This is a genomic window from Komagataeibacter kakiaceti JCM 25156, assembly GCF_000613305.1.
The window spans coordinates 42835-55972 of record NZ_BAIO01000001.1; the positions used below are offsets into that span (position 1 = coordinate 42835).

The following is a 13138-nucleotide window of genomic DNA, read 5'->3' on the forward strand; positions in this document are numbered from 1 at the left end:
GGTCTCGCTTCTGGGAACACATTGTCAGTATCTGCAATTCGCGTGTGATCCGGCCTTTTAAATTGACATCGCAGCGTGATGTAGGTGTTTGGTAAGATGCCATCCTATCAGAAAGTTTGCATACAAACCCGACAGCCTGATTTGATGATCAAGAAATTTTTTTACATAATTATAAAATATTCATAAATAATAATGGAATCTTGTTTCAACTGTATAATCATGTTTTCCAGAATGTATGGCCAATAACACTTCGGTCATGTGAAGAATGACCTGACCGGAGAAAAATGGTGTCTGACCAGACTGTATTGCCTCAGCCTGTTTCTGGATTCCTGCCATAAAATCAATCTGGGAGGGATAAGCAGGAAGCTTGGGGGCCTGCTGGGTTGAAGGATAGGACAGTTCCTTACCTTTGTACAACCGGAAAGGAAGCCTGCGTCCTAATCGACTTTCAATTCCATCCACCACTTTTTGCCAGAAGGACCGCTCATAACGCTTGGAAAGGTTGATGGGGGAACGGTTATCCCATAAATCGCGAACGATTATTTCTCCCTTCTCTCCCAATATTGTCATTGAACGATCACGTGGCGCCGCCAGCCCACAGGTCAGACGAGCTACCACTCCGTTATGGAACACCAGGCAGCCGACAGAAAAATCAGGTGCCAGTTGCACGTTCCGCGTTTCTTTCCCCTTGTCTGGAAAGGTAAGGGCAGAAAAAGCTGAAACATGGCTAACTGGGCCAAACAGGCCAATCAACCATGTCAATGCGTAGCCTGCATGCTCCAATGTACATCCGACTTCAAATTCATGAGCTCCCGGCCACGGAGCGCCTGAACGGCTTCTCCATTTCTGCCAGTTTGCCATAAATACAGGACCGTCCTCCATTTCCGCATACACCAAGGTAGGACGCCCGATCTGTCCTTTATTAATCTGGTGTTTTGTTAAATTAAACGCATTACTCAATGCATTTGCGGGGCCCCGCAAATGATCACACCTTTTTCTTCGGCAAGAGAAACAAGCAATTTTGCGTCTTCTACGGATAAAGCCAAAGGCTTCTCGCAATAAACATGCTTGTTGGCATCTATCGCCGCCTTGTTAATTATAAAATGGCTCTCAGGAGTTGTCAGGTTGACAACAATATCTACATTTTCGTCATTCAGGACTTCATGAAGATTGTTGTAAGATCTTACCTTATAAAAAGAGCAGAAAACTTTCAGCCTGTTTTGGTCTCGGTCCCATGCGCCAATGAGACGAAGGTCTGGGTAGTTTTCCAGTGTTCTCATATAATAATCGGCGACATATCCTGTCCCGATAAAGGCGATATTCGTCATGTAATATCCTCTAATAAAATTCATATGGATACAGGAGATAATTTTGTTAGAGGAGGCCCGTATCTTCTGATAGTTGCAGGTATTGAATAAACGATAATCTGGTGATGCCATACCGCCGTTCTGACGGTGTTGCTGAAGGCCATGATAGGGACAAGGCTAGCCCCAAGGTCCCTTTGGCGTCAGCATGTCATGATACACCGCATCTGGCGTGCGTCCACCCAGCGCTGGGCTGATGTGTATTTTGGTGATTGATCTATTTAGACCGATAAGTTTAAAAGATCGTATCGCGTGATCGCATGCAGGATCTCGCGTGAATTGTGCTCTCTTTATCGTCCGTTCCCAACGGACGGGCCCGATTTCAAATCCAGAGAATTTTAGAGGGTCAGGTCACATTGCCCATGAAACCTATCCTCATTCAGGTCGAATTATGGCTTAAAGTCCAATCCGCAAATCGGAGATCATCTTTGATCGTTAAGCCATCTTTTTGAAAATTCATGCTACATACGCGACTGGTGGCGGTGAGGTTAAGATTGTATGATGTGAATGGCAAAGGCCGTCATGCAGGCCTGAACTTATCATACAGGGCACACGGCATGCCAAATCCTGATGGGCGAAAGCGGATATCTATGAAGGTCAAGCGCGGGACTACGTTACTCTTCATCGTGCTCTTGCCGGTTGTTCTCCGGATCATATTGCCAGCCGTGTTACGGGACGTGAATGTAGTGCCGGCTATATTCAGGAAGGTGAGGACTGGTGCGCTCCGCCGGAAAGACCGCCTGTGCCGCAGCCATACTGCACACAAAGCTGGAATGGCGTGGATTGCTGGAGCCGTCCCGATCTTATGCCCAATGTTGCCCGCGAAGTGGCGGAAGGCCCGACGGGTCTGACGCAGGACCAGAATGCGCAACGGCTGAACATGCAGGTCAAGAAAATTCCTCCCACGAACAGCTATACTCCGTAAGAACAGACATATTTTCAATTATAGAATGTATTATATCCACATTTTGTTATAAAAATATCTGGTTTTGCCGTAGCCGCATCGACAGAACCGGACGGGTGAAGCGGCAGGCACAAGGTTGAGATCCTGGCACGCGTTGGCTTAGAATGGCGATGCCGGTATCGGACCTAATGGACCGAATTACGCGCCAGCCAGCCTGAAGGCCCATTATGTCCGCTGAAAAAGGAAATTTATTCGGCTTTTACGGCCAGAAACGTATTATCTAGGCTGATCGGACCAAACCGTCACCAGATCGGCCGGGTCGGCCAGGAATGTTTTCCCCAGTGCTCTCATATAGGGACGCGTACGCGTGACCGAGGCGGGCGCCGGAACATTTATCGTATCCGTGAACATGGTCTTTTTGCCGGGACTGTCTGAATCTGCCTGTGGTACAGGAATATCGGCCATGTTCCCATTTTGATCATGATCCGCAGCTCTCATGTCATCACGAGAGGCGTCTCCGGGGAGAGGCCTTCCCGTGGACTGTTCCGCCCTGTCCTGCAGGGAGCCTTCCGGGGCTTCTTCAACCCCATTAGCGGAATATCCGATACTGGCGGCCTTCTCGATGATCTCCATCCGGACATCTTCGGCCTGCTCAATCAGAATTTTAAGTTGCTTCTCCTGGGAAAGCATCTGGGTAATCAGGAGCTGTAAGCGATCAGCCGTTGTGTCGGCCTGCCCGGCCATGCTGCCAAGCTCCGCTCCCGTTATCTTGGCCTGTTCGATCATCTTGCTGAGAGGGCGCCCGCTGACTTCACCAGCAACGCGAAGCTTTTCAACCCCATCTTCCGCGCTTCGTACACTGCCTCCAGCTTCGCGACGAGCTCAAGCAGACTGGTCCGGTCCCGCCGCAGGTTCGACAGAACCCGACCAAGGTAGAAGCTGTAGATTATTCCCAAAAGCAGGAAAAACGACAGAACGACCTCAATGATCATCTGGATCTGTGTCAGCACTAGCTGGTCTCCAGTCTTGCCGCGGTTACAATACCACAGGCTGGGGATGGAAAGGACGTGATCTTAAGTCTCGGTAGCTGCGGCATCGGGAGAAGCGGGAGGCGAGGCAGCCGCATTCTTCGGGGGGGGGCTATCGGTCGGAACCAGCCTTCTTTCAATTTTCACGGCCGCCTTACCATGTAACTTCCCCAGCCGTCCCTCAAATAACGACGTCTGACCACATTGAAGCCTGACATGAATCGGGGTGCCGCTACGATGAGGAAATGTGATCTGCTTGCCGGGATGAAGGCTCAGGACTTCCGAAAGGGGAATGACCTTTTCCTCAAACACAGCGGAAACCTGGGCATCAGTCTCAAGAATCTCGGAAATGAGATGGTCTTCCCATATGGAATCCCGCCCGAATCTTTCTCCCATGAACTGTTGGGACAACTGATCACGGACAGGTTCAAGCGTTGCATAGGGATGATGAGATCCATATTCCCGCTTCTGTCCTCCATATCAATATGCAGTCGAGTCATCACCACTGCATTGGAGGCCCGTGCAATCGCGGCAAAGCGGGCGCTTATCTCAAGTCGTTCAAATGTCAGGGTAATTGCGCATACGGGACTGAAGGCGGTCGAAAGATCATTGAGCGCCAGGGTAATGAGCTTCTCGATCAGTGCCCTTTCGATTGCCGTATGGGGGCGGGCTTCCACTCCGGCATGGCCGGTCCCGCGCGGCCCCCCCATCAGAATATCGATGATGGAATAGGACAGAGAGGAATCAACTACGATCAGGCCATAGTTCTCCCATTGCACGGCCTTGAATACCGCGAACATGGACGATGACGGCACGGCGTTCATATAATCGCCGAAGCGCATCGACTGGATGCTCTCCATCGTAATTTCGACGTTGTCGTTCGTAAAGCTGCGCAGCGTGGATGACATGATTCTGACAAGGCGATCGAATACGATCTCCAGCATGGGCAGGCGTTCATAAGCCACGAAGCCGGCTTGATGACCCGCTCCATCCCATTCGCTTCACGCGGGGGGGCCGCGCCGAACGTATTGCCCAGAAGGCTGTCAATCTCGGACTGGTCCAAAACCTGTCCACCAATCACATCGTCATGCTCGGGCGCTTCCGATAGCCTTCAGCAGCGGGGTGATGGGCGGCAATATCCTCATGCACGGCGCTATGCGGATCCTCATGTGCCGTCTCGTGCTGTTCGGCTGCTCCTTTTGTCGTGTCGTCTGCGTCCTGCATGTCGTCTGTCACCACGGTTCCCAACTCAGTGCTTTTGTAGGTGTTCCAGAAGCCTGTAAACTTACTGGACGAGCAACTCGACGAAATACACGTTCGTCACCTGCAGGGGGGCCAGATCGGTCCTCAGGCGACGTATGATCGCTTCACGCAGCCTGTATATCCCGTTCCCCCGAATATCCTGCGGGCGCGTTTCATGCAGGTATGTCTGGAAGACATCCTGGATTTCGGGAATGGTGCTCTGGAGTGAGGCTTCATCGGTTGCACCTGCAATCTCGACCTTGGCGGTGAGCTTCACATAGACCGGATGTCCATCTCCGCTGTCGAGGTTGGAAACAATGGTCGGAATTCCAACCAGAATGGGCGGGTGTAAAACTTCACTGGCTTTTTCCCCAGCGGTCTTGAACAGTTTGTCCTTCTCCATGAAGGTGATTCCGCCAATGAGAAGGATCAGGGCGGCCACCCCCCCGATAATCAGTTTCAGCTTCGATTTTTTAGGGGTGCCCAAGCGAGATGCTTCGGTCGCAGCGGCCTCTGTCTCCTTCCCGGCATCCCCCCGGGGGGGGGCGGGTGCGCCGCCGGTCACAGTCTCGCTCATGTCTGGTGTGGCTCCGGAATGGTTGGATAAATATATTCGCCCTCAGTTTAGCTACTCCCCCCACCCTACTCAATGGCCAGACGGATCGAAGGTCGCGTATTTTGCAGTTTAGGGGAATTTATCCCTTTCATTTTCTGTTACAACATAGCCTCAATGAGTGTTCTCAGATCCAGATTGAGCGGTGATTGAAGCGCCATTCACATTCGGCAAGGAAGAGATGGAAATCCTGCCGAGGGATTTCATTGTATCGCCGCAGGTGATGCTTTGCCTGGTTTCAGACTCTCTCTGGAGGGGGGCGAGGTTGATTCTTTTCATGGCGGAACTCAGAGACATCAAGCGTTCGATCAGCGTGCCATATGTATGCAATAGATTGAATTATAAAGTATTTTTTTGCGAATGACCGATATAAGCGTTCGGTTTCCCGCAACAGGTGGTCATCACCGCATTGACGCGACTACTGCGCTTGAGCACTCAGAAAACAGCGATCTCTCCTGCAAAGGGAGTTTCAGGAGCGTTATGTTCGGCAATGATGTCCTGAATCCTGTGGTGGAGGAAGGGCGTTGCATTGCGATTGACGCCAACGATCTTCGTAGCATAGCGCACTGGCGTGCCGGCAACAAAGTATTCCAGAAGGCGTCTTTAAACGGAAAGTGCCAGTCGGCATGTGACGACATGCTTTTGTACGACATATCAAATATTTGTTGTCTTACCTATGCCAGCCCCTTTGTTTTTATATGTTGAATATACTATTTCTTTGTGATGGCAATGCCAAAGCAAGTTACAGCAAATCCATCCACGGATAGCTTCAGATGACCATCGGAATGATCCTGTCCAATCTCGAGTTCGTTCGCCAGATTTCCGATAACGTCTTCCCCTCCCCAAGGGGGAATATCAATAAATTGATCCAAAGGTTTATTTCCAGCATTGAAATCCATACGTGCGACTTTGTGCCCTTTGCCTTCCAATTGTCTGGCGAGTTCTTCAATATGCTTTTTCTGGAATAAAACGGTTGGCCAGTTGTCAATTGTTGGGCCTTCGGGATTGATATTGAACTCCATTGTATGGACTGCGACACCACCCGGACGAAGTGTACGAAGTGATGCCTCGATAAAGTCCAGTCCTAATTGAATGGATCCTAAATGCTCTAGAGCGCATATTGACCAGCAGAAATCATAACCATTCAGATCATCCGGGATAGCATTCATGTCAACGTAACGATGACTTACCAGACGTTTGAAGGTCTCCTTGTCCACCAGATGCTCCAGGTGCGCTTCTTCTATAGTATCGACATGCTGGTTGCTGTTTCTCCAGCCTGCAGATTGAGCATCGTCTGGTAAAAGATCTGTAATGGTTGTCTTCACGCCCTTGCTGGCAAGATAACTGGCTATTGGTTCACGCCCGCAACCAAAACCCAGTCCTGTTTTTGAGGAATCGATATTTCCACTATTATAAAGGGTTTGAAGCACATAACTGAATTCCCAGGCTTTTCTATGATAAATCAAAGGGATCCCAAGTTCACTAAACCAGTGTCGGGACCAGATGGACTCTATATCAGCCTGAGTGCAGAGTTTTGAGCCGATATCCAGTTTTATCGGACCTTTGTTTTCTATTGTCGGCCACGCATCTACCAAGCTTCTTGCCAAATTGTACCCCATGGCTTTAATGCTTAAAGCCATAAAGTCAATATTTCGCAAACGCTCATTCAATATATTCATATTAGGTTGAAAGTCTTTATTCACAAGCTTCATGAGCCGCTTCATTTTTTCATTATCAGATTCATTATTGATAATATTTTCATATATTTCTGGAAATATTTTCCTTATAAAAAACATGCGGATTTTTTTTATATTACGCTTAAAGAAGGTATTCAATTTCCTGATCCAGTCATATTATATATTTTATTTATATATTTGGCGCGTTTGTTCTGTTTTGATGGCTACAACAGCGATGGTAGCGGATAGAATATGATGGAAACGATAAACAGTAAACGTAGTTTCCTTCATTCAGCCACTAGGTGTTTATTGCCGGGTTTTTATGGATAGGATTGATAATAAATATTTCTGGTTCTGAAGTCCAGATTTTGCAGATATATCCATATGGTGTGAGCCCGTTAGAACCTGTTTGGAAAATCGATCTGATGTGTTTCAAGCTCTGGATGTGGACGCCAGAGCAGAGGGGCCGGATGGCAGGATCACCCACAAGATGAAACGCTACCCGTCTGACATGACAGACGAGGAATGGGAGCGGATCGCGCCGTTGATGCCAGGTCCTGGGCGTCGTGGCCGTCCACGAGAGGTCGAATTCCGTGAGGTGATCAATGCGGTGCGCTATCTCGTTCGTTCAGGCTGCGGTTGGCGGATGCTGCCGATCCACTTCGGCACTGGCGCACGGTCTATGGCTGGTTTCGTGAGTTGGCGCGACGGTTCCTGTTCCAGACCATCCATGATGTTGAACTGATGCTTGACCGGAAACAGGCAGGCCGCGAGGCCAGTCCGACAGCGGCGGTGATCGACAGCCAGAGCATCAAGGCGCCTCATGCGAGGACAAGGGGTTACGATGCCGGCAAAAAAGTCGTCGGGCGCAAGCGGCATATCGCCGTCGACACGGACGGGCGCCTCCTGATGGTCAACCTCACTCCAGCCGACATCTCCGACAGTGCCGGTGCTCAGATGATCCTGGATGCGATCCGCAAGCGTTGGCCGTGGGTGAAGCATCTGTTCGCCGATGGCGCCTATGACCGCCTGAAGTTGATGGACAAGGCGACTTACCTGGATTTCATCGTCGAAATTATCCGCCGCCGTGACGGAGCAAAGGGCTTCGAGGTGTTGCCGCGACGCTGGGTGGTCGAGAGGACCTTTGGCTGGATGACCCCCTGGCGCCGGCTCGTGCGTGATTACGATCGCCGCGTCGACGTGTCACAGGCCATGATCTTCGTCGCCATGGGTGCCAATCTCATGCGCAGAAATGCTCATCCATGATTTTCCAAACAGGCTCTTAGGAGTCTTAGGACCTGTTAGGTTTTGAATGACAGAGCGGACTACATAGCTGTTTGGAATGAGCATGATGCCGTCTGTCTTTCCGATCAGGCCAGGTCTGTCTGGGAGCTTTTGTTCGAGGGGTTCCCCCTGAAGGGTAAGCGCCGTCAAAGAACCTGCGGTGAACGATTTCCTCGATTTTCTGGCGCCATCAGAACGGCGCGAAGTGGCGCGCGCCCTACCGGATTGGTTGGGTCCGTGGTGGATTGCCGCGCAATTGTTTATTCGATGGTCGAGGCTCGGCGTGTGGCAGCACCTTTTTGAAAAAGGTCAAAGACAGGGATCAGGCCCTCGGCATGGTCTTTCTCGATAGCACGACGATCCTTACCCATCACAAGGCGGCCGGGGCCACCAAAAAAAGGGGAGATACAGGGAACACCACAGGGATCATGAGGCTCCTGACCGCTCACACGTGGAGGCCTTGGCACCAAGGTCTGTGACGTGCCCCCGAGACCCTTGTCTAGCGACCTGATCCGGTGTCCTGCCATCCAGTTGGGAATGTGGGCGTACCGTATTGTAGTCCTCCCGCAGTCAGCCAGAATCAGGCGGGCATGCGTCAGGGACGTGAACAGCGTTTCGTTGAGACATTCATCCCTGAGCCGACCGTTGAAGCTTTCGACAAACCCGTTCTGCTGCGGTTTCCCCGGGGCGATATAATGCCATTCGATCTGCATCCCGTCGGTCCATTTCAGAATGGCATGGGATGTGAATTCCGTCCCGTTGTCACTGACAATCATGAGGAGCTTGCCATATCGCTCCACCAGAGTTGTCAGTTCCCGCGCCACACGTCCGCCTGACAACGATGTGTCGGCAACCAATGCCAGGTTCTTCCGGCTGAAATCGTCGATAACAGCCAGAATGCGGAACCGGCGGCCACAGATCAGGGCGTCGGACACAAAATCCAGGCTCCAGCGCTGCCCAGGTTCCTTGGGAGGGCGGTCATGGGAGAACGCGTCCCCAATGCTCGCTTTCGGCCTCCCCGATGACGGACTTTCAGCCCCTCCTCCTGATAAAGGCGGAACAGCTTCCTGTGATTGGGTGTGAGGCCTTCCCGCGCCAGAAGATAGCTCAGGCGGCGGTATCCAAAGCGGCGCCGCTGGCCCGCCAGTTCCCGCAGACGCTGGCGCAGGACGACATCGTCCGCCCTGGTCGAAATATAGCGCGCAACACGGCGGGCAAGACCGACAAGCGCACAGGCACGGCGTTCGCTCAGGGCCAGAACACCGCGAATATGGTCGACCGCCTGCCGCCTGGTGACAGGCGTCACCACTTTTTTCCAGCGATTTCCTTCAGTGCGGCATCATCCGGCATAGCATCCGCCAGAAGACGTTTCAGGCGACTGTTTTCATCTTCCAACGCCTTCAGTCGCTTGGCCTCGGACACTTCAAGACCGCCATAGCGGGTCTTCCATTTGTAGAAAGTCGCATCACTGATCCCGTGTTTGCGGCAAAGATCAGAGACCTTCAGCCCAGTTTCCTGTTCCTTCAGGATCCCTATGATCTGCTCTTCCGTAAAACGACTGCATTTCATCCGTCCGGGATGGTGGGGAACGGCCTTTTTTGAGCAGTGAGGTCGCTGTCCGCTGCGCCTTCGAGTGTGCCACATCAACCATCAGGTGCTTCGACTGGCCTGCCTGTTCTGTCAATCCTCGCTGCAATGCAAACTATCGCCTTCGTGGGCTTCATGCTTAGAAATGTCGTCAGCCTGCTTATGCAAGGTGCAGAACACTCTCTAGATAGAATTATTAAATTTCAATGTGTTATGAGATAATTTAATATCAACAATAAGTCCTGTTTCGTTGCACAGAGCTGTTTGCAATGTTTTCTGTGCAACGATATCAGGGTTAAGGAGCGTTGAAGGTTCTTCGTCCCCAAAGTTATTTTTTCGCATAGGTGTCTGTGTACGTTCTGGGCAAATACATTGAACCTTGATGCCATCTGTCATCCATTCTTCCGCCAACGCTTGTGAGAAGTTGACGATTGCAGCTTTGGTCGATGAATACACAGCATAAAACGCACGACCTCTTGTATACGAGCTGGATGAAAAATTTATCAGGCATCCTTGTGATTGAAGTAGATATGGTCTGGCTGCTGTTGCAACATTAATTACACCAAAATAATTGGTGGCAACCATCTCTTTAATCTGTTTTATAGGAGTGGCAGAAAAAGGACGACGGAACATCACTGCAGACGTATTGATAATAATATCAATAGAGTTTCCATCTTTTGTGACATGATCCAGAAAAATTGAAATTGTATTTATGTCTGCGACATCTACAGAGTTTTCAGAGCGACTGGCTGAAAAAACTTCAGCGCCATAATACTTCGCCATCTCGCAAATTGATTTGCCGATGCCACATCGACCTCCAAAAACAACTATTCTCTTGCCCCGCAAGTGAGAGATATCTACGTAACTATCAACTTCGGTTGCTCCTGATTGAATTAATTTTTCAGATAAGAACAGATCTATGGGCGTTGTTATTTTTATATTACTATCAGAACCATTAACTGCCCCTATGGAAATTCCAGGAATGCCAGAAAGAACAACACTACAATCACAGGTAAATGTTTTATAATTCTGTCTGGAAGTGACATTTTTATATGCTGTCTGCAATATACCAAGCCGGAAACCTTGGGGCGTTTGTCCTCGGCGTAGTTTGCTACGGTCAGGAATATCGGAAATAAGATCTCCTGATACTTCAACGATTGTATCAGCTGAAGGAACAACAGTATCGACAGCGGGGAATTGGTCGAGAGCCAGCAAGCATTCAGATAATATTTTTTGTGTTACGAATGGACGTACGGCGTCATGGATAAGCAATTTTGTGTCAGGTTGATAGATTGACATAGCCTTAAGGGCAGCCTGTGTCGATTCTATTCTACTTTTGCCACCAACAATAATCTGTTTTAACTTTTTCCATCCACGTATTTGGGATATATTTCTGATAAGATTGATGTAGTCAGGTTTCGTGACAATAATAATATCATCTATGATGGAAGAAGTTTCAAATACATCAACTGTGTATTCTAGGACAGTCCGACCGGCCAGTTTCGTAAATTGTTTGGGGATCGTGGCGCCAAAACGGGTGCCATCACCTGCGGCTAGAATTACACCGACTGCTTTTGTGGAATGCTTACTCATCGTACATCCTGTCATTCCCATAATTGTCTGAGTCCGTGGGGATGATTATATTTACATATTGAATAATTATATTATAACACAGTGATTAAATATCTACGCCATTTCCAAATGCACAAATATCATGACATAGTACTTTCAATGTTTACCCCTAAACCTTCAGAGATATTTTCAAGTATAATATCGCAAGAAGGCTTTTTGTTTGGAAACAATATCTGTTTCAGATATTCACGATCAGATTTGTGAGTATCATCAACAGTTTTGTTTTTGTAACCTAGAGCAGTCTTCTTCATTTCTTCAAATGTATATACAGTATTCGCACATGCTATGGCTAATTTACCGACAGCATTTAGTTCTGCATGTACACCAGAGTTAAAGAATATCAATGGTTTATCAAATATAGGATATTCAATAAAAAAAGAAATTCCGTCCGTTATCATCAGGTCGGATGCTGCAAAAAGCCCTCCATAACGCTCATTTTCATAAGCGCAATTAGGAAGACTCAACCATTCTGTCAGGAAGTTATCAAGAGCCGCCTGCGACATGACATTGCGGTTGACCACACTCTTGAAGAGTTCTGGGTGAGGTTTGAGAACAAATTCTATATCCGATGCCTCACGCGCCCAGGCAACGAAATCCTGATATATTCTATGGAACACGCCAAAATTGAGCCACGGATTGTCGCAACTATGATGTGGCGCCCATATGACGCGGAAAGCTTTTTCATGATGAGGATTTTTATCGAATGTTGGCCACGAAGGCGCTTCATTCAGGAGACGTTGTAGTTTCGGGTAACCTGAAAGGACAAGTTTTTCCGATGGGGCGTGACTGAAAGATTCAAAATACTGCAAAGCATATTTATTTTCACAAAATATGCGCCAGGCGGCCCTATGATAAGGTGTATCACAGGAGATTTTATTTGTACCTTCCCGTTCGGCCTGCTTGCTCATGTATTTTTCCAGGACAATAAGTCCGTATGGAACAACACATAATTTGGCAAAGCTGAGATAATCGGATGAAAATGCGGGAGGATAAAGATCATCCCACTGAGATTGACGAAAGATAATATCTGGCGCCAGACCGCGAAGAATATTCAATCCGGCAAACGAATCTTCCATATCGAGACGGAGATGAGGAATATTTAGCTTAGTCAGGCCATCACTTGCTCTTTTTTCTCCACTAAAATGAGTATCCCCGCCAAGACGGCGATTGATTGTTGCAACGAAAGGTTCAAAAATATCGCTTTCTAGCATTTTTTGGTAAATATCAAATAATGAATCCCATAATTCTATGGAATTAACGAGAAAAACCGCCCGTATCTTACGGCCATTAGGTTTTAAATGTGACGATGAAAGTGCTTGAACTGATGCTCGTGTCTGCCTTACCTGCATATGAAGGTCAAGAACAACCTGAGATAGGCTTTTCAGAACTTTTTCCGTATATGTCTGTCTTTCCAGCAGATTTGACAATGCCTTTACCACATCATGATTGGAATCCATGGTGTGTTTTTCATTTCCAGACATAAAGGTTCCTTACTCACCAAATCACTCAGTATGTAGGCCAGATTTTAATTGGGGTTCTTTTTACACGACAACAAAGGTGTAAGACAACGCAAGGAGGACATTCAGGACAATCCTCAACGAAACCAGCAGGATTTCTGGCTCGCAGGGTAACTACACATACGTATAGTAGGCCAAAGATAATCCGGTACTAGGCAGCCTGCATCTGTTTAAAAATAACCGATTGATAAAAAACAACAAAAGTTTTGGTTGCCGCCGTTCTAGAAAAGATGGCATCCAAAACTTTTATTATTATCAGTGTGTTATTTGAAAATGACATTCTTCATGTGG

10 protein-coding genes and 6 pseudogenes are annotated in these 13138 nt (G+C 48.6%); 2 read left to right on the top strand and 14 right to left on the bottom strand.

The annotated features are described in order from the left end of the window. Nucleotides 1–180 precede the first annotated feature (180 nt). The 11 genes and pseudogenes from JCM25156_RS20260 to JCM25156_RS30290 all read right to left on the bottom strand — a co-directional run. Nucleotides 181–960, bottom strand: coding sequence for a Gfo/Idh/MocA family protein (locus JCM25156_RS20260; protein WP_199898795.1), 780 nt, complete (start codon nucleotides 958–960; stop codon nucleotides 181–183). Beyond that, complete coding sequence (locus JCM25156_RS29710; RefSeq protein WP_199898796.1) at nucleotides 957–1328, bottom strand: Gfo/Idh/MocA family protein; 372 nt, start codon at nucleotides 1326–1328, stop codon at nucleotides 957–959. The genes JCM25156_RS20260 and JCM25156_RS29710 overlap by 4 nt, the downstream gene beginning before the upstream one ends. A gap of 1216 nt (nucleotides 1329–2544) precedes the next feature. Continuing rightward, a pseudogene (locus tag JCM25156_RS26885) lies at nucleotides 2545–3069 on the bottom strand (hypothetical protein); the annotation flags it as partial. Next, entirely contained in the window at nucleotides 3051–3278 is a 228-nt protein-coding gene (locus JCM25156_RS26890) for a hypothetical protein (protein ID WP_051577429.1), read from the bottom strand. The pseudogene JCM25156_RS26885 and the gene JCM25156_RS26890, both read right to left, overlap by 19 nt. Nucleotides 3279–3341: 63 nt before the next feature. After that, the gene (locus tag JCM25156_RS30275) at nucleotides 3342–3608 is read right to left on the bottom strand and encodes a FliM/FliN family flagellar motor switch protein (protein ID WP_242402334.1); all 267 of its coding nucleotides are present in this window, start codon (nucleotides 3606–3608) and stop codon (nucleotides 3342–3344) included. Beyond that, nucleotides 3569–4261 carry a flagellar motor switch protein FliM gene (locus JCM25156_RS30280; RefSeq protein ID WP_242402335.1) on the bottom strand — a complete coding sequence of 231 codons (693 nt, stop codon included), beginning with the start codon at nucleotides 4259–4261 and terminating at the stop codon, nucleotides 3569–3571. The genes JCM25156_RS30275 and JCM25156_RS30280 overlap by 40 nt, the downstream gene beginning before the upstream one ends. A 112-nt stretch (nucleotides 4262–4373) precedes the next feature. Then, nucleotides 4374–4535 (bottom strand): hypothetical protein, encoded by a 162-nt coding sequence (locus JCM25156_RS30285; protein ID WP_242402336.1) that lies wholly within the window; start codon nucleotides 4533–4535, stop codon nucleotides 4374–4376. Between the two features lie 46 nt (nucleotides 4536–4581). Beyond that, nucleotides 4582–5103, bottom strand: a complete 522-nt coding sequence (locus JCM25156_RS00240; RefSeq protein WP_242402337.1) for a flagellar basal body-associated FliL family protein — start codon at nucleotides 5101–5103, stop codon at nucleotides 4582–4584. A 175-nt stretch (nucleotides 5104–5278) separates the two neighbouring features. Continuing rightward, nucleotides 5279–5389 (bottom strand): annotated as a pseudogene (locus JCM25156_RS28375) (IS1595 family transposase); the annotation flags it as partial. Nucleotides 5390–5861: 472 nt separating this feature from the next. Further along, on the bottom strand, nucleotides 5862–6986 hold the full coding sequence (locus tag JCM25156_RS27310; RefSeq protein WP_199898797.1) for a class I SAM-dependent methyltransferase: 1125 nt from the start codon (nucleotides 6984–6986) through the stop codon (nucleotides 5862–5864). 139 nt (nucleotides 6987–7125) lie between these two features. After that, nucleotides 7126–7227 (bottom strand): annotated as a pseudogene (locus JCM25156_RS30290) (IS481 family transposase); the annotation flags it as partial. A gap of 43 nt (nucleotides 7228–7270) precedes the next feature. Between JCM25156_RS30290 and JCM25156_RS20280 the strand changes: the two are divergent. Both JCM25156_RS20280 and JCM25156_RS30295 read left to right on the top strand, forming a co-directional pair. Then, a pseudogene (locus JCM25156_RS20280) lies at nucleotides 7271–8093 on the top strand (IS5 family transposase). Between the two features lie 182 nt (nucleotides 8094–8275). After that, a pseudogene (locus tag JCM25156_RS30295) lies at nucleotides 8276–8588 on the top strand (transposase); the annotation flags it as partial. Nucleotides 8589–8612: 24 nt separating this feature from the next. Here the strand turns inward: JCM25156_RS30295 and JCM25156_RS20285 are convergent. From JCM25156_RS20285 to JCM25156_RS28390, 3 genes and pseudogenes are all read right to left on the bottom strand, one after another. Then, a pseudogene (locus JCM25156_RS20285) lies at nucleotides 8613–9680 on the bottom strand (IS3 family transposase); the annotation flags it as partial. A 201-nt stretch (nucleotides 9681–9881) separates the two neighbouring features. After that, nucleotides 9882–11291, bottom strand: coding sequence for a bifunctional cytidylyltransferase/SDR family oxidoreductase (locus JCM25156_RS27320; RefSeq protein ID WP_084296374.1), 1410 nt, complete (start codon nucleotides 11289–11291; stop codon nucleotides 9882–9884). A 119-nt stretch (nucleotides 11292–11410) separates the two neighbouring features. Next, nucleotides 11411–12811, bottom strand: a complete 1401-nt coding sequence (locus JCM25156_RS28390) for a CDP-glycerol glycerophosphotransferase family protein (RefSeq protein ID WP_148299246.1) — start codon at nucleotides 12809–12811, stop codon at nucleotides 11411–11413. Nucleotides 12812–13138 lie beyond the last annotated feature (327 nt).

Coding starts and splice junctions, on each gene's coding strand:
- JCM25156_RS29710 (WP_199898796.1), bottom strand. CDS start 1,328: ATGACGAATATCGCCTTTATCGGGACAGGATATGTCGCCGATTATTAT.
- JCM25156_RS27320 (WP_084296374.1), bottom strand. CDS start 11,291: ATGAGTAAGCATTCCACAAAAGCAGTCGGTGTAATTCTAGCCGCAGGT.
- JCM25156_RS28390 (WP_148299246.1), bottom strand. CDS start 12,811: ATGTCTGGAAATGAAAAACACACCATGGATTCCAATCATGATGTGGTA.